This is a genomic window from Picosynechococcus sp. PCC 73109 (assembly GCF_001521855.1).
In the GTDB taxonomy this organism is placed as follows: domain Bacteria; phylum Cyanobacteriota; class Cyanobacteriia; order Cyanobacteriales; family MRBY01; genus MRBY01.
The window spans coordinates 2,124,370-2,140,482 of record NZ_CP013998.1; the positions used below are offsets into that span (position 1 = coordinate 2,124,370).

The 16,113-nt window shown below is 50.5% G+C and carries 12 protein-coding genes; 3 read left to right on the forward strand and 9 right to left on the reverse strand.

Translation table 11 applies throughout. The annotated features are described in order from the left end of the window. Window positions 1-65: 65 nt before the first annotated feature. From AWQ23_RS10235 to rpsT, 5 genes are all read right to left on the reverse strand, one after another. On the reverse strand, window positions 66-4,061 hold the full coding sequence (locus tag AWQ23_RS10235) for a DNA-directed RNA polymerase subunit beta' (protein WP_062435106.1): 3,996 nt from the start codon (window positions 4,059-4,061) through the stop codon (window positions 66-68). Window positions 4,062-4,153: 92 nt separating this feature from the next. Continuing rightward, window positions 4,154-6,064 carry a DNA-directed RNA polymerase subunit gamma gene (locus AWQ23_RS10240; RefSeq protein ID WP_012307653.1) on the reverse strand — a complete coding sequence of 637 codons (1,911 nt, stop codon included), beginning with the start codon at window positions 6,062-6,064 and terminating at the stop codon, window positions 4,154-4,156. A 112-nt stretch (window positions 6,065-6,176) separates the two neighbouring features. Beyond that, window positions 6,177-9,488, reverse strand: coding sequence for a DNA-directed RNA polymerase subunit beta (gene rpoB / locus AWQ23_RS10245; RefSeq protein WP_012307654.1), 3,312 nt, complete (start codon window positions 9,486-9,488; stop codon window positions 6,177-6,179). Window positions 9,489-9,696: 208 nt separating this feature from the next. Further along, complete coding sequence (locus AWQ23_RS10250) at window positions 9,697-10,476, reverse strand: TatD family hydrolase (protein WP_012307656.1); 780 nt, start codon at window positions 10,474-10,476, stop codon at window positions 9,697-9,699. Window positions 10,477-10,551: 75 nt separating this feature from the next. Continuing rightward, the gene (gene rpsT, locus AWQ23_RS10255) at window positions 10,552-10,851 is read right to left on the reverse strand and encodes a 30S ribosomal protein S20 (protein WP_012307657.1); all 300 of its coding nucleotides are present in this window, start codon (window positions 10,849-10,851) and stop codon (window positions 10,552-10,554) included. Window positions 10,852-11,090: 239 nt separating this feature from the next. Between rpsT and hisD the strand changes: the two genes are divergently transcribed. After that, the gene (gene hisD / locus AWQ23_RS10260; protein WP_062435109.1) at window positions 11,091-12,404 is read left to right on the forward strand and encodes a histidinol dehydrogenase; all 1,314 of its coding nucleotides are present in this window, start codon (window positions 11,091-11,093) and stop codon (window positions 12,402-12,404) included. Here hisD and AWQ23_RS10265 read toward each other — a convergent pair. Then, window positions 12,393-12,818, reverse strand: coding sequence for a hypothetical protein (locus AWQ23_RS10265; protein ID WP_062435113.1), 426 nt, complete (start codon window positions 12,816-12,818; stop codon window positions 12,393-12,395). The genes hisD and AWQ23_RS10265 overlap by 12 nt on opposite strands. A 24-nt stretch (window positions 12,819-12,842) precedes the next feature. Next, a complete protein-coding gene (locus AWQ23_RS10270) occupies window positions 12,843-13,232 on the reverse strand; it encodes a hypothetical protein (protein WP_012307660.1) in 390 nt (129 codons plus the stop codon). A 153-nt stretch (window positions 13,233-13,385) separates the two neighbouring features. Here AWQ23_RS10270 and AWQ23_RS10275 point away from each other — a divergent pair, with 153 nt between their 5' ends. Both AWQ23_RS10275 and AWQ23_RS10280 read left to right on the forward strand, forming a co-directional pair. Further along, a complete protein-coding gene (locus AWQ23_RS10275; protein WP_030006684.1) occupies window positions 13,386-14,138 on the forward strand; it encodes a hypothetical protein in 753 nt (250 codons plus the stop codon). Between the two features lie 89 nt (window positions 14,139-14,227). Continuing rightward, window positions 14,228-14,779, forward strand: a complete 552-nt coding sequence (locus tag AWQ23_RS10280; protein ID WP_062435115.1) for a phycobiliprotein lyase — start codon at window positions 14,228-14,230, stop codon at window positions 14,777-14,779. A gap of 9 nt (window positions 14,780-14,788) precedes the next feature. Here AWQ23_RS10280 and AWQ23_RS10285 read toward each other — a convergent pair whose 3' ends face one another. Next, window positions 14,789-15,412 carry a ribonuclease H-like domain-containing protein gene (locus AWQ23_RS10285; RefSeq protein ID WP_062435119.1) on the reverse strand — a complete coding sequence of 208 codons (624 nt, stop codon included), beginning with the start codon at window positions 15,410-15,412 and terminating at the stop codon, window positions 14,789-14,791. 55 nt (window positions 15,413-15,467) lie between these two features. Continuing rightward, window positions 15,468-16,049, reverse strand: a complete 582-nt coding sequence (locus AWQ23_RS10290; RefSeq protein ID WP_062435122.1) for a DUF924 family protein — start codon at window positions 16,047-16,049, stop codon at window positions 15,468-15,470. Between the last annotated feature and the right edge of the window lie 64 nt (window positions 16,050-16,113).

Genomic DNA, 16,113 nt, shown 5'->3' on the forward strand with positions numbered 1-16,113 from the left:
AAAAAAATGGGCTAGCCCGAAGACTAACCCACATTGTTTGATGATTTTTGGCGATCAGATTGCCATTATTGATCCTTCATCCAATTATCATCAATCATCGCATCATCATCAATCACAGGTGCTTTTCCCTGGACATCCGACGGGATCGGCGTATCATCAGAAATCAATTCATCGCCAGAGATAATATCCTTACGGTTTGATTTTCCTTCTGTAAAGGCCCGCGCTGTTTGATCATCGAGAATTTCGCTGCCATCGAGGTCATCATAGGTACGACTCGATAACCCAGCACCATTGTCATTGGTCACAACATTGCTGTAGCCATTGGGAGACCGTAAAGTGCCTTCGTCCACGAAATCATTTTGACTCGCAAACCCCGTTCCGGCCGGAATCAAGCGACCGATAATCACGTTTTCCTTAAGACCCCGTAACCAATCGGATTTCCCTTCAATGGCCGCTTCGGTGAGTACCCGTGTGGTCTCTTGGAAGGAAGCCGCAGAAATAAAGCTATCGGTGTTCAAGGACGCTTTGGTAATCCCTAGGAGCACTGGAGTGTAACGGGCCGGTGCACCACCAGTAATGGACATGGCTTCGTTAACTTGTTCTACTTGACGTAGCTCAATTAACTCCCCTGGCAACATTGTGGTATCGCCACCGTCATCGATGCGGACTTTTGCCGTCATCTGACGCACGATCACCTCGATGTGTTTGTCAGAAATGTCAATGCCCTGGGACTGGTAAACCCGCTGCACTTCTTCTACCAAGAACCGTTGAGATTCCCGGAGACCAATCAAAGCTGCTTCGTATATCCCCTTACTCTCAGCGTAGTAATCAAAGAAAATTTCTAGGATTTCGTGGGGATTATTCAAGCCGTCAGTGAGGGGTTCTGCTGGGCCAACCCGTTGACCATCAACTACCATCACACTTTGGTTGAGGCTAACCGGATACTCGCTAATGACACCATCATCTTCGATGACTTTGACATCCACGGTTTCGTCGTCGAGGTATTCGACTTGGCAGGTGCCAGGGCGACGGGCGAGCACTGCTGCTTCCTTGGGTTTCCGGGCTTCGAGGAGTTCTTCGATCCGGGGGAGACCCTGGATGATGTCCCCAGTTTTTGCCCGCTCAAAGACGAGCAGCACGAGATTATCACCCCGTTGGACAAGATCACCTTCGTCGATGTGCAGGACTGCACCACCAGACACACGGTAGGGCCGGGCATGACGGAGGACAATTTCTTTGTCGCTGACCTTAAGGACTTGGGCAGAATCTTCGATCACAACGCCTTCGGCAATTTCGGTGCCAGCAACTATCAGGGTATTTTCTTTCACCTTGGCGTTGCCGTTAATGGCGAGGGTTTGGCGATCGCTATCACGCACAATCAACAAACGGCGGATCGCTTCTTGGCCAGAACGGATCCCTCGAACCTCACCGGGTTCTTTACATTGGATTTCCGTGCGGGCCACCACTGCGCTAGGGGCAATTTCCTGACCATCTTCGACCATGAGTCGAGTTTGAACTTGGCCGCCAAAGGGATCACTATCGGAATCACGGCGGAGAATCAAGGACTCAAGAATCACTAACTGGAGACGTTTTACTTCGTCATCGGTGGGATCATCTTGAAGTTCAATGTCCGCATAGAGGTTCGCGAGGACATCTTCATCTTCCCCTTCAATGGCACCAATTTCGATAATCAATTGGGTGCTCAGGAGAGAAACACCATCAACGGATTTCACCCGTTCGCCATCTTTAAAGAATAAGCGCTGGACAGCATGGAGTTCGATATTCCGGCCTGCGCCCTGTTCGTTAATGGAACCCTGGGACGGTTCAACGGGGGTATCCTCGACTTGGAATTCCTCGACGGGACGGACAAGGAGCGCGACCCCTTCGGTGCTGATCACTTTTTCGCCGTAGCTCAGTTTGTCGATGGTCACCCCAGGGATCACCTCTTCACCGGGCTGGATCAGTTGTTCGTGATATTTATCGGCGATCGCCTCTTCAGTCAGGTGCAATTCACCCGGCTTAATAATCACTTCCCGGAGAATGTCATTCTTTTCAATGACCTCTGCGACCCCAGCCGACTGAGAGAAAATATCCTTAACGACTTCTGTGCCCGCTTCGACGTACTGGCCATCTTCGACGATACGCAGGGAGCTATCCTTGTTTACCTCGTGGGTTTCCTCTGGGATCCAAAGGAGTGTGCCTCCTTTCAGCACTTCGTAGCCCTGTTTTTTCGTGCCCTTGGCCACTTCTACGCCAGAGTATTTGATGATGCCTCCGGTGGTCGTCCGGTAGCGGTCATCGATGAGTTCGGCGATGTTGGCGTTGTTTTGTACCTTCGTGCCGGGGGCTGTTTTCAGAAGGAACTGGTCCCCTTTAGAGGTTTCAATGATGTATTGTTCTGAGCCGCCCCCAGTTTCGTGGAGTACCTTCGCCTCATCTAGAAGTACCGAAGCGGTGACAATTTCAATCTCTCGACTATTGGGAATGAGTCGTACAACACCACCGGAGAGGGAAACTAATTTTGTTTCAGCGAGGATATCACCCACATTGACATGGGTGCCGTTTTCAACGACGGGTTCAGCCCCAGCCGGCAGATTATAAACATCCCCAGCTAAAACCCACATCAAACCGCTTCTTTGGGCGGAGCGGGTTGTGTTGCCTTGACGATCCGTTTTTTCTTCGGCAATGAGGTTATCAAAGAGAACTTCCCCAGCCAGATCGGAGGAAACGTCTTTGGTCGCTCTCTCGGTGGATTTTTGGGTTTTCTGACCCGCACCAACTTCAACGAGCAGATCACCTTTCTTGACGGAAGCTCCTTCTGCCACCAAGACAAAGGAACCCGGTGAGAGAGCATGGCTGACCATTTTGCCATTGTCGCTGGGCTTCAACACCAGAGTACCGGCTACTTCTACCTGCTCTACTTCATCCCCGTGGGGCGTCCGCATCCGCCGCGTGCTGAGGCCATCTTTAAATTGAATCGTGCCAGCTTTGGAGGCTTTGATTGTCCGGGCGGCTTCCTTGGTAAATACCCCCCCGGTGTGGAAAGTCCGCATGGTTAACTGGGTGCCAGGCTCCCCAATGGATTGGGCCGCGATAATCCCGACGGCCTCTCCCATATCGACCATGTGACCGTGGGCAAGGCTCCAACCATAGCACTTGCGACAGACGGAACGGGCCGCTTCACAGGTCAGCGGCGATCGCACTTCCACTTCAGCTACCGTAGTCGCAATTTTCTTCGCCAGATCAGCATCAATATCTTGATTTCGTTGGGCAATGACTTCGCCGGTTTTGGGGTCAACCACATCAGCATTGAGCACCCGACCAAAGAGACGATCTTCGAGGGAAATCTGTTCGCGCTCACCATCGGTCATGGCGCGGAGCTTGAGACCCCGGGCGGTACCGCAGTCTTCTTCTCGAACGATCACATCCTGGGAAACATCCACCAAACGTCGGGTCAAATAACCAGAATCTGCCGTGCGGAGGGCAGTATCTACCAGACCTTTACGGGCACCATAGGAAGAAATAATGTATTCCGTGACTGTGAGACCTTCCCGGAAGTTGGTTTTAATCGGCAAGTCAATAATTTCCCCTTGGGGATCTGCCATCAAGCCGCGCATCCCGACCAACTGACGCACCTGGGAGAGATTACCCCGGGCACCACTAAAGGCCATCATGTAAACGGAGTTGAGGGGGTTGGTTTCCCGGAAGTTTTTGACCACTTCATCTTTAAGGGATTCAGAGGTGCTGTTCCAGGTGTCAATAACCTTTTGGAAACGCTCAACCTCAGTGATTTCACCACGGGAATAGCGCGCTTCTGTGGTCTTAATCTCCTGTTCGGCACTGTCTAACATCTGCCGCTTGATGGGCGGTACCTGGAGGTCATCGACACTAATCGAGACACCAGCCTGGGTTGCGTAACGAAAACCAAGGGTCTTCAGTTCGTCGGCCATGGTGGCACAGTGGGCAGAACCAAAACTCGTGTAGGCCCAGGACATCAGCTTCTTCAGACGTCCTTTATCGATGATGCGGTTGTAAAAAACGGCGGGTTTTTCCTTGGTCATGGTTTTTTGTGATCTCTGGTGTTAATAACTTAAGAAGAAAAACTTAAAGAAAGCAAAAGGCGATCGCCCTTTTCTTTCCGCTTACAGTCACCTTATACAGGTAGTCCTTCTGGGAGCGTCCGCTCGGTTAAATCAAGGGCATCTTGGATCGTCTTGTTGTAGATGATTCGTCCCGGCGTTGTGCGGATAAACTGACTAATCATTTCACCCTCTGCCGTTTCCCGAACCTTCCGTTCACGGTAAATTTTCAAAATAGAACCATCCTCTAACGTTTCAGATTCCAACACCCGATCATCCGCCTCATTGGTCTCAACATCGCCGAGGTAGCGCAACCATACATAGGCATGCAAATCCACATCCCCTTGCTCATAGGCCCGCAACGCATCATCCATACTGCTAAAGTAGCGTCCTGCACCCCGCTGTGCCCCTGGATTTTCCGCCGTCAAATAATAACAACCTAAAACCATATCCTGGGAAGGAGCCACAATGGGTTTACCCGTAGCGGGCGAAAGAATATTATGGCAAGCCAGCATCAACAGACGAGCCTCAGCTTGGGCCTCCAAAGACAAAGGCACGTGCACCGCCATTTGGTCGCCATCAAAGTCAGCGTTAAACGCAGGACAAACCAACGGGTGCAACTGAATCGCGCGACCCTCCACGAGAATCGGTTCAAAAGCCTGAATCCCTAGTCGGTGTAGCGTTGGTGCCCGGTTGAGTAGCACAGGGTGACCCGTAATTACTTCAGCGAGCACATCCCAAACACTTTCATCCCCCCGTTGAATCAGCTTCTTCGCCGCCTTAATATTGCTGACAATAGTGCTCTTAATCAGTCGCTGAATCACAAAAGGCTGGAACAGTTCAATGGCCATCTCACGGGGCAGACCACACTGATAAATTTTTAGCTTTGGCCCAACCACGATGACAGAACGACCAGAATAGTCAACCCGTTTCCCAAGGAGGTTTTGCCGGAAACGACCTTGCTTCCCTTCAATAATGTCCGATAAAGACTTGAGGGGGCGGTTATTTGCACCGACAACTGTCCGACCACGACGGCCATTATCAATTAACGCATCCACCGCCTCTTGTAGCATCCGTTTTTCGTTACGGACGATAATTTCCGGCGCCAGAATTTCCTGTAATCGAGCGAGACGGTTGTTTCGATTGATAACGCGACGATAAAGATCATTCAAATCGGAGGTGGCAAAGCGGCCCCCATCGAGCTGTACCATCGGGCGCAGATCCGGTGGAATGACAGGGATACTGTTCAGAACCATCCATTCAGGGCGTGCCCCGGTCGCAATAAAGTTATCAATAACGCGCAAACGTTTAATTAACTTCGCCCGTTTTTGCCCCTTAGAATTAGCAATGCCTTCCCGTAGTTCCTCAGCAACCGCCTCTAACTCAAGCTCTTGCAACAAACGTTCGATAGCTTCAGCCCCAATGCCAACTTCCACATCCTCTAACTGAGAATCTTCGCTGTAGAGTTGCTCTTCAATTTCTAACCACTGATCTTCCGTCAATAGTTGCTTATAGCTGAGGTTAGTCGCATTACCCGGATCGAGGACGACATAGGCATTGAAATAAACAATCTGCTCCACATCCCGCAGTGCCATATCCAGCAAAATGCTGAGGTAGCTGGGGATCCCCTTGAGATACCAAACGTGGGTAACTGCCGCAGCGAGCTTGATGTACCCCATGCGATGACGACGCACCCGGGATTCAGTGACCTCTACGCCACAACGCTCACAGACAATTCCCCGGTGTCTAACCCGCTTGTATTTACCACAGTGGCATTCCCAGTCCTTGGCCGGGCCAAAAATCCGCTCACAAAATAAACCATCCATTTCCGGTTTTAACGTCCGGTAGTTAATGGTTTCTGGTTTTGTGACCTCGCCGACGGTTTGACCATTTGGTAAAGTCCGCTCTCCCCACTGGCGTACCCGTTCAGGAGAAGCAATACCAATTTTGACGTAATCGAAATGTTGCTCTTGTTGACTTTTCATGCCCGTAACTGCTCTTTAAAAACGACTCGACGAATAAAATTTGGCCTATGCAAGCTTAAAAAAGCATGGGGCACATTTGGCAAAATGCTGGCCCCACTACTTTTAAGGATGCTTACTCTGCTGCCTCTTCTACTAAATCCTCTTGATCTTCATTGGTGACTGACTCATAGGTAGGCCGATTAGGGGCGCGACGTTGATTGTCCATCATCAAATCTACTTCCACATCACGACTGGTACCATCATCGGCTGCTTCCACTTTATGAACAGCAATGTCGAGACCCAGGGATTGCAATTCTCGCATCAGAACTTTGAAAGATTCGGGAGTACCTGGGCGAGGAATCGGTTTCCCTTTGACGATCGCATTTAAGGCTTCGTTACGTCCTTGCATATCATCGGATTTCACCGTGAGTAACTCTTGGAGAGTATAGGCGGCTCCATAAGCTTCGAGAGCCCAAACCTCCATTTCCCCGAAGCGCTGACCACCCTGCTGGGCTTTACCACCAAGGGGCTGCTGCGTCACCAGAGAGTACGGCCCCGTAGAACGCGCGTGGATCTTATCGTCAACCAAGTGAACAAGCTTAAGCATGTACGCTTTACCGACAGTCACGGCTCGATCAAAGGATTCCCCAGTCCGACCATCGTAGACTTGGATTTTGCCAGGTTCATCTTCATTAAAGACCCAGTCTTTGTTTGGCTTTTTCGCTGCTTCGCGAATTTTGCCATGTACGGTTTCCCGTGATGCTTCAGCTCCGTGCATTTCGTCGAAAGGCATCATCTTAAAGCGAGCATTGAGATGTTCGCCGGCCCAGCCTAGGAGACACTCAAAAACTTGGCCTACGTTCATCCGGGAGGGAACCCCTAGGGGATTGAGCACAATGTCGACAGGGGAACCATCGGGTAAGTAAGGCATATCCTCAATCGGGAGAATCCGGGAAATAATCCCCTTATTCCCGTGGCGGCCTGCCATTTTATCCCCAACTTGGATTTTTCGTTTTTGAGCCACGTAGACCCGAACCACCATATTGGCACCCGGGGGTAATTCATCGCCCTGCTCACGGGTAAAGACGCGGACATCAACCACACGTCCCTTTTCACCGTTGGGAACCCGGAGGGAGTTATCCCGTACATCCCGTGCCTTCTCCCCGAAAATTGCCCGTAGGAGTTTCTCTTCCGGTGGCTGATCGGACTCACCTTTCGGAGTCACTTTACCCACCAAAATGTCACCAGATTCTACCCAAGCACCAATGCGAATAATCCCTTGTTCATCGAGGTGACGCAGGGCATCTTCCCCAACGTTGGGAATTTCACGGGTAATCTCTTCAGGCCCCAACTTTGTTTGACGGGCTTCAATTTCGAATTTTTCAATGTGGATACTGGTATACACATCGTCATAGACAAGGCGCTCACTGATGAGGATTGCGTCTTCGTAGTTGTAGCCTTCCCAGGGCATATAGGCGATGGTCACATTTTGACCGAGGGCAATTTCACCACCTTCAGTTGCGGAGCCATCCGCGAGAACCTGACCAGCGACAACATCTTCACCAATGTCTACAAGGGGACGCTGATTAAGACAAGTATCTTGGTTAGAACGCTGATATTTTTGCAGAGGATAAACAATTTCAGCGGCGTCCTCGGTGCCTTCACCGGTTGGTTGCACGCGGATTACGGTAGCGTCAACGAAGGTAACAACACCATCACACCGGGACACAATAACCATCCCAGAGTCACGGGCTGCTTGTGCCTCCAGACCGGTGCCAACAAGGGGACGTTCTGGTCTGAGGAGGGGAACAGCCTGCCGTTGCATGTTAGAACCCATCAGGGCACGGTTTGCGTCATCGTGCTCTAGGAAGGGAATCAGTGAGGTTGCAACGGAGACGATTTGTAGGGGCGAAACTGCCACATAGTCTACTTGTTCGGGAGTGGTAGTCGAGAATTCCCGACGATAACGCACGGGAACTGTTTCACCGAGAATGTTACCGTCTTCATCCCGTGGTACATCGCCGGGGGCAACCCGCAGATCGTCTTCTTCGCCTGCCGTGAGGTAAACAGAGCCTTGGTCAAAGAGGATTTTGCCGTTTTCGACTTTGTAATAGGGCGTTTCGATAAAGCCATATTCATTAACGCGGGCATAGGTTGCTAGGGAACCGATGAGACCAGCGTTGGGACCTTCTGGGGTTTCTACAGGGCAAATCCGACCATACTGGGTGGGGTGAATGTCTCGCACAGCAAAGCCGGCCCGTTCACGGGTCAAACCACCAGGGCCGAGGGCGGATAGGCGCCGTTTGTGGGTCAACTCAGCGAGTGGATTGGTTTGATCCATAAACTGAGAAAGCTGGGAGGAGCCGAAAAATTCCTTAATCGCCGCAACAAGGGGTTTTGGGTTAACCAAGGAGGCTGGTGTTAGGGTGTCGGCTTCACTGACAGTCATGCGTTCACGAATGATGCGTTCAAGACGGTTTAGACCAACACGTACTTGGTTTTGTAGGAGTTCACCCACAGACCGAACACGACGGTTGCCCAGGTGATCGATATCGTCGATATTTCCAGTATCGAACTCTAGGTTAATGAGATAATCAATCGCCGAGAGGATATCGGTGGGGGTGAGTACCCGTACGGTATCGGGGATGTTGAGCCGTAACTTTTTATTGATCTTGTAACGACCGACTTTACCCAAGTCGTAACGCTTGTTGTCGAAGAAACGGGATTCTAATAGCTGCTGACCACCGCTGACCGTGGGAGGTTCACCGGGGCGGAGCTTGCGATAGAGTTCGAGGAGTGCTTCTTCTTCGCTGGGATTGCCTTCTTTTTCGAGGGTTTTTTGGTAGAAGTCAGCATGGCGCAAGGCGTCAAGGATTTCGCTGTCGGATAGACCCATAGCCTTGAGGAGTACCTGGGCTGAAAGCTTACGGGTTTTATCAATCCGCACCCAGACAATGTTGTTTTTGTCTGTCTCAAATTTCAACCATGCCCCACGGTTAGGAATGAGGGATGCGGAGTAGGTGCGACGACCATGTTTATCAACTTCGGATTTGTAATAAACCCCAGGCGATCGCACAATTTGGTTAACGATTACCCGCTCTGCACCGTTGATGATGAAGGTACCACGGTCTGTCATCAGAGGTAGATCCCCAATGAAGACTTCCTGTTCTTTGATTTCGCCAGTTTCTTTGTTGATGAGCCGGGTGGGCACATACATCTGGACGCCATAGGTGCTATCCCGACTCTTGGCCTCACTCATGCTGTACTTGGGTTCTTTGAGACGGTATTTTTCCCCAATGAAGTGCAGCTCTAATTTGCCGGTGTAGTCGGTGATGGGCGAGAAACTGTTGAGCTCCTCAATTAACCCTTTTTCAAGGAACCAACGAAAGCTTGACCGTTGAATATCAATTAGATCAGGAAGCAGGCTTTGGGTGATATGAGTCATAGGTATTATCTTGGGTCGGGATAACTGGGAGGCAATGGTGCAGCAGATGGCAGGCGATCGCCTTGGGTTAGGTAGAGAGTTTGTGTAGAAACAATAAGGCCCTTCAATGATAGTCCGGGACAAAAGCTCCTACAGCAGAATGCGACCTTCTCTGACCCCTAGGTTGAATCCTAAGGTGACGAGAATGCCGACAAAATAAAAAAGATATTTAGAAATGCAGCCGAAACAGCTGGCGGGCATTAGCTGTCGTTTGTTGGGCAAGGGTTTCCAAAGAAGTTTCCCGTAATTGAGCAAGGTATTCTGCCACATGGCGGACAAAGGCTGGTTCATTTCGCTTTCCCCGTTTGGGTACAGGGGCAAGAAAAGGACAATCTGTTTCGATCAAAAGGCGATCATCGGGCACTAGACGAGCGGAATCCCTGACCTGTTCAGCATTTTTAAAAGTCACCACACCACTAAAGCTAACGAAAAAACCAAGGTCAAGAAACCATTGAGTTTCTTCGGGGGTGCCACTCCAACAATGCATTACACCGCGCACGGGTTGATCATTCGCCTGAAACTCTTTGAGGATTGCTAACAATTCTGCCGCTGCATCACGACAGTGAATGATCACCGGCAAATCGAGTTCCGCCGCCAGCTCAAGTTGCGCCCTGAGTACTTTTTCCTGGTGACGGTGATTTTCCGCCTTAAAAAAGTCTAGGCCCATTTCCCCAAGGGCAACGATCCGCGAATCACTCTGGGCCAAGGCCTTGATTTCTGCAGCCATGGTCTCTGTCCACTTATCTGCATCGAGGGGATGCAGGCCGACAGAAAATTTTAGCTCCGGAAACCGATCAACCAGGGCTTGAATTTCAGTGAACTCTTGGGGTTCGACGCAGGAATGGACCAAGTGGGCAACACCAGCGGCACGCCAACGACTGGCGATCGCCTCGATATCTTCTTGGAAAACATCGAAGTTGATGTGCACATGGGTGTCAACAAGTTGCATGGTAAAAGTGACAGCGGCTCCTTCAAATGATTAGCAAATAGGGAAAACCCCAGAGAACGCGACCGCTCTCTCGTCCTAGGCGGCCACTTGTCCAGTTGCTTGTTTAAATTCCTTTGCGAGCCGTGCCTTTTTCCGGGCAGCCGTATTGTGATGGTAAACTCCCCGTTTTACAGCCTTATCAATTTTGCTGTAGGTTGCAGAGAGATATTTTTGTGCTTCTGCCTGGGCATCTGCAGAGGGAGCCGCTGCATATTGTTCAATCGCTTGGAGGCACTTTTTGGTGAGGGTCTTGACCGCAGACTTATAGGATTTGTTGCGGAGACGATTACGTTCAGCAGTTTGGATACGCTTAATCGCAGATTTAATATTAGCCACAGTGGTCTAGGTTAATTTAGGTGGACAGATAAATATAGATGATCAAAAATCTCATTGTAGCAAAAGTTGCCCCACTGAGATCAATCACCGCAGAATTTAGGTTAGGAGTTGGAAGTCTCTAATTTCAGAGGTGAAATTCTACCACGAAAACCGAGGATAAGCGCGGAATGGCTGCCATTGGTTAGGAAAATTCAGTAGAATGAGACAAGATTTTAAGCAATGAGTGATTGATATTTTCTATGCTGCGCATTCTCTATCAGCAGACTGATGCCCCTTCTGAGTTACAACGTATTGCGAACCGCACCTCCCATGATGTAGCTCTAACCCAAGAGGCGGCGGTGAAAGAGATTGTCACAGCGGTAAAAAATAGTGGCGATCGCGCGTTGGTTGATTTCACAGCAAAATTTGATCGCCAAACCCTCACCCCCGAAAAATTAAGGGTTTCTGCCGCCGAGCTAGATGCGGCCTACCAACAAATTGACCGTCCTCTGCTAGAGGCGATCCAGCTGGCCAGTCGGCAGATCGAAGCCTTTCACCGCCAACGGGTACCCAAATCCTGGGTGCAATTTGGCCAAAATGATGTGGTTTTAGGGAAACGTTACACGGCTGTGGATCGAGCTGGCCTATATGTGCCAGGGGGCCGCGCGGCCTATCCGAGTACAGTGCTGATGAATGCGATTCCAGCAAAGGTGGCTGGTGTGCCAAAAATTGTGATGGTGACGCCCCCAGGGCCAGATCTCAAAATCAATCCGGCGGTTTTGGTGGCGGCCCAGGAAGCAGGCATTGAGGAAATTTATCGCGTTGGGGGAGCCCAGGCGATCGCCGCCCTCGCCTACGGTACCGAAACAATTCCGGCAGTGGATGTGATTACTGGGCCGGGGAATATTTTCGTCACCCTTGCCAAAAAAATGGTCTACGGTCGCGTGGGGATCGATTCCTTGGCAGGGCCTTCGGAAGTGCTGGTGATTGCGGACAATAGTGCAAATCCGACCCATGTAGCAGCAGATTTGCTCGCCCAGGCAGAACATGATCCCCTCGCGGCGGCGATCCTCCTTACCCCCAACCAAGAATTCGCCGAACAGGTACAAGCAGCGGTAGCCCAACAGTTAGAAAATCACCCCCGTCAAGAGTTAACCGAAAAGGCGATCGCCCACTATGGCCTCGTGGTGGTGGTGGATTCCCTGGAGAAAGCAGCGGAACTCTCTAACCTTTTTGCCCCAGAACACCTCGAACTGGAAGTGGCAGAACCCTGGGAACTATTACCCTTAATTCGCCATGCTGGCGCGATTTTCCTGGGCCACTCAACCCCGGAAGCGGTGGGAGATTATCTCGCCGGGCCAAACCACACTCTGCCGACGGCTGGGGCAGCCCGTTATGCATCGGCCCTGGGGGTAGAAACTTTTATGAAGCACTCCAGCATTATTCAATATTCTGCCAAGGCACTCCAAAACGTTGCCAGTGCCGTACAAACCCTGGCCGAAGCCGAAGGTCTACCCTCCCATGGGGATTCCGTGCGGTTACGGACCCAGAAAGGTCAATCTCTAGATCCCTAACCTCAGAAATTTGCGGAGATACAGGCCCCATTGGGCGGCTAATTCAATTTGGGTAAAGGGAATTTCGATCGTTTCTTGATCCTGGGTTTCGAGTAATAAAAAGGCTTTTCCCTGGCGGGGTAATTTTTCTGGTTCGTCTAAGCGATCAATCACTTGTTGATCAACGCGTAGGGCAATTTTTTGGATCGAGGCGATCACCACCGTTTGCAGATCCACCATGCCTCGCCGGGTCGCTTTACCGTAGGTAATCTGACCATTGCGGTAACCTAGAATCGAATACAGATCATATTTCGCTTGATCAAAACCTTCGGCCCACCGTTGATAGGCCTCAATTTTTTGGTATTCGGCCCAACCGGCCCAGGCTAGCCCGATAAATAGCGCCAATAGCGGCAGCCACAATAATCCCCTTTCCATAAATGATTCACACAGAAATTTTGTTTACGATTTTGCTGCTTTGGTTTCGATGAAACGACGTAAACTGAGCAGCGTTACTGTCTGACCCAAATTTAACGGTAACAGAGAAACGCCTTCTAAATGGGACTGGAGCCAGCCATCATCCCAAGACCACCCATGGAAACCGTCAATCCCCTGGCGCAATAGAAAGCGAATGCCGTGGTCATGGAGCGTCTCAACGGTGTGGTGAATCGGCACAACCCCAATCTGGGTCGTAAAGGTCGTCCCCGTCGTCAATTGGGCGGGCAGCTCCGGCCAGCGCTGCAACCAGAGCCATTGTTTGAGTTGCTGGGGCTGGGTTAGGCTCTCACGGATGGTCTGGCTAGAAGCGTTGATTTCGAGGCGAATGTTACTCTGCTGAAACTGTCCAAACATGCAAAAATTCTGGGCCTTCTCAAGGGAATGCCTATGATTATAACGAGGGATGCTCTGGTCATTGGAAACAAACGACCCCAAGCGCACGTCTTTAAAGACTGACCTATGTGAATCAGTTTTTCAGTTTAATTATTCAGTAAAGGGATATTTGCCATGTCTACTACTTCAATCTCTCCTGGGAAAACCGGCACCATTACTTGTTTGAGTGCCTTGCTCTTGAGTACGGCGATCGCCCCCTTTGCTGCACTAAATCCAGCCCAGGCCCAACTTTTCCCACGCCAGTCGAACCGCAACACGACCATTCAACGCCAGGGTCAATATTACGGCCAAACGATCACCATTGCGCGGGGGACGAGTATTCCGGTGATGTACCCTGACGCCGAGCGCATTCTCGTGTCTTCTGAAGAAACCCTTGATTTGACCGTGGAAGTAGCCGCCAACCTGCGGGATCGCAATGGCCAGATTTTAATTCCCTATGGCACAGAAATTGAGGGACAAATTCGACCCGTGCGGGGCGGTTCCCAATTCATTGCTGAACGCTTAATTTTTGATAACAACGACACCCAGCGTATCTATGCTGAATCCCGGGTCAATGATCGAGTTGAAAATATTAACCAAGGTGCCGATGGCGGTGATCTCCTAGAAGGGGCAGCGATCGGGGCTGGGGCGGCAGCGATTATTGCTTTACTCACAGGCGATCGCAGCATTGATTTTGGGGAAATTCTCCTGGGTGGCGGCCTCGGTGCCCTGGGGGGTTGGTTACTCGGCGGTAATAGCAGCGGTGAAGTAATCGCCTTTGATGCTGACCGTGACCTAGATTTAATCCTCAGCAGTGCCCTGAGCATCGAGCCTTACAACTATCGCACCCCCCAAACCGTGCGCAATGACGATTTTTACTGGGAGTAACTGACTGGGAATAACTGACTTTTGTCAGCCCTGGGGCAGTCCGGTATGATGGATCGAATTCTGACTTTTATCCTGTTGTAACTGTTTTTATGGATATCAACGCCTTTATCCATCAGAGTGCGGGCAATTGGTTCGCCCAGCGCACATTTTATCAAGCCCACCACCCAGAGCCTGATAATGGCAAAGCCAACTTAGCCTTTGAGCTACTGCCCCTCGATCACCCAGAGGTTAGCCGTTTTGCGGCGGCGATCGCCCAGGCTCCCAATGAACATTGGCGTGTCTTCCAGAGCAGTTGGGACACCTCCGTAGATTGGGGCAAACCGAAAGCGATTGGCAGTTCTTTATTTGCCTTTGTGATTAATCCCGACCAGCCGACCCAAGGGCAAGCCTTCAGCCTGGATGAGCGTACCCTTGCCCAGGGTCGGTATCGCCTTGGGGAAGATCAAATTTTGATCGTTACCCTGGAAGCGGGAGAAGTGAAAATTATCGAACGGCAATGGTTTGGCAATGAAAATCTCCGCCTCAGAACCAACATCGTCACGAATAAAACAGGCGTTTTACAGACTGCTTTTTATTCAGAAATTCGTCGGATCATTGAACCCGAAAAAAGTGCAGAAGTCACCGCTGAAGCCAGTAATTAACGAACGCTTTTAGTGCTCGAAAACATTGTCATAAAAAGCAAGATCTAAACTAATAAAGGTGGGGAGACAACGGAGACATTCTTCCATCAGGGGCCAACGGTTTTCGCGCTGGAGCATGGCCGTCAACTTGTGCATCATCGGAATGAGATAGCGCACATCGTTTGAGGCGTATTTAAGCTGTTCCGTGCTGAGGGCCACCACATTTCCCCAGTCAGAGCTTTGGGCTGATTTGTCTAGTTCGACGCCCATTAATTCTTTGACCAATGCTTTGAGACCGTGGCTAGAAGTGTAGGTACGGCCCAATTTGCTGGCGATCTTAGTGCAAAAAAAAGGCCGAGTTTCGATGCCAAAGACATGGCGTAGTTGGGCAAGATCAAATCGTGCAAAGTGAAAAACTTTTGTGATTTCAGGGGCTTCCATTAGGGCTTTTAAGTTGGGAGCGGCGGTCTGACCCTGGGTAATGCGAATCGCACTGACATAGCCAGCATCATCACAAAGTTGCACCAGACAAAGGCGATCGCGGTGGGGATTGAGGCCCATGGTTTCGGTATCAACGGCGATCGCCCCAGATTTGAGGTAGCGTTCTAAAATTTCGGGGCTGAGGTCTTGGTCAAAAAGTGCAAATTGATCCATGGTTTCGGTCTAAGTTTTAAATAAAAAAATGGCGCAGCTGTTTTAGGATCGCCCGCTAAAAGGAGGAACCTGGTTGGGCGAGGAAGGCCAATTCGGCTTCGGTGCTGGTGCGGCCCAAAATTTGATTGCGGTGGGGGAAACGCCCAAATTGCTGAATAACGTCAAAGTGGCGCTGGGCATATTCTAAAAAATCGCTGCCCATTTCAGTATTTTTTTCCAGTTGACGAAACAAGGCGAGAGATTGGCATTGATCATCAAAATTTTCGCTATGCTCAAAAGGAAGGTAGAGAAATACCCGTTGAATTGGCAAAAGATCTTGATCAAATTTTTGGGCGATCGCCTGTTTGGCGAGGGTTAACGCTTGGGGATCTGTGGCAAAGGCTTGGGGATCACCGCGAAAGAGATTGCGGGGCACTTGATCAAAAAGCAAAATTAAGGCCAAGCAAGATTCGGGGGCATCACGCCAGGTACTAAATTCTGCGGCGATCGCCTTTCGGTATAAAGGCCCGAGGGTTTCAGCAACGGCATTGTCAAATGCTTGGCTTTTGCGGAACCATTCTTTGCGGGGTTGACCATAATCCGGCGCATCAGGTCGGCCAAACCAAAAATTTAAGACCGTTTGCCAGGGTTCCGCCATCGATAACCGTGCCTCCCACTGAAAATATGCCAGAATCTTACCATTAATGTAAGCAAGGAGAGAG

Coding starts and splice junctions, on each gene's coding strand:
- AWQ23_RS10275 (WP_030006684.1), top strand. CDS start 13,386: ATGTCTACTACTTCAATCTCTCCTGGGAAAACCGGCACCATTACTTGT.
- AWQ23_RS10290 (WP_062435122.1), bottom strand. CDS start 16,049: ATGGCGGAACCCTGGCAAACGGTCTTAAATTTTTGGTTTGGCCGACCT.
- AWQ23_RS10240 (WP_012307653.1), bottom strand. CDS start 6,064: ATGAAAAGTCAACAAGAGCAACATTTCGATTACGTCAAAATTGGTATT.
- AWQ23_RS10280 (WP_062435115.1), top strand. CDS start 14,228: ATGGATATCAACGCCTTTATCCATCAGAGTGCGGGCAATTGGTTCGCC.
- AWQ23_RS10270 (WP_012307660.1), bottom strand. CDS start 13,232: ATGTTTGGACAGTTTCAGCAGAGTAACATTCGCCTCGAAATCAACGCT.
- AWQ23_RS10265 (WP_062435113.1), bottom strand. CDS start 12,818: ATGGAAAGGGGATTATTGTGGCTGCCGCTATTGGCGCTATTTATCGGG.
- AWQ23_RS10285 (WP_062435119.1), bottom strand. CDS start 15,412: ATGGATCAATTTGCACTTTTTGACCAAGACCTCAGCCCCGAAATTTTA.
- rpoB (WP_012307654.1), bottom strand. CDS start 9,488: ATGACTCATATCACCCAAAGCCTGCTTCCTGATCTAATTGATATTCAA.
- AWQ23_RS10235 (WP_062435106.1), bottom strand. CDS start 4,061: ATGACCAAGGAAAAACCCGCCGTTTTTTACAACCGCATCATCGATAAA.
- AWQ23_RS10250 (WP_012307656.1), bottom strand. CDS start 10,476: ATGCAACTTGTTGACACCCATGTGCACATCAACTTCGATGTTTTCCAA.
- hisD (WP_062435109.1), top strand. CDS start 11,091: ATGCTGCGCATTCTCTATCAGCAGACTGATGCCCCTTCTGAGTTACAA.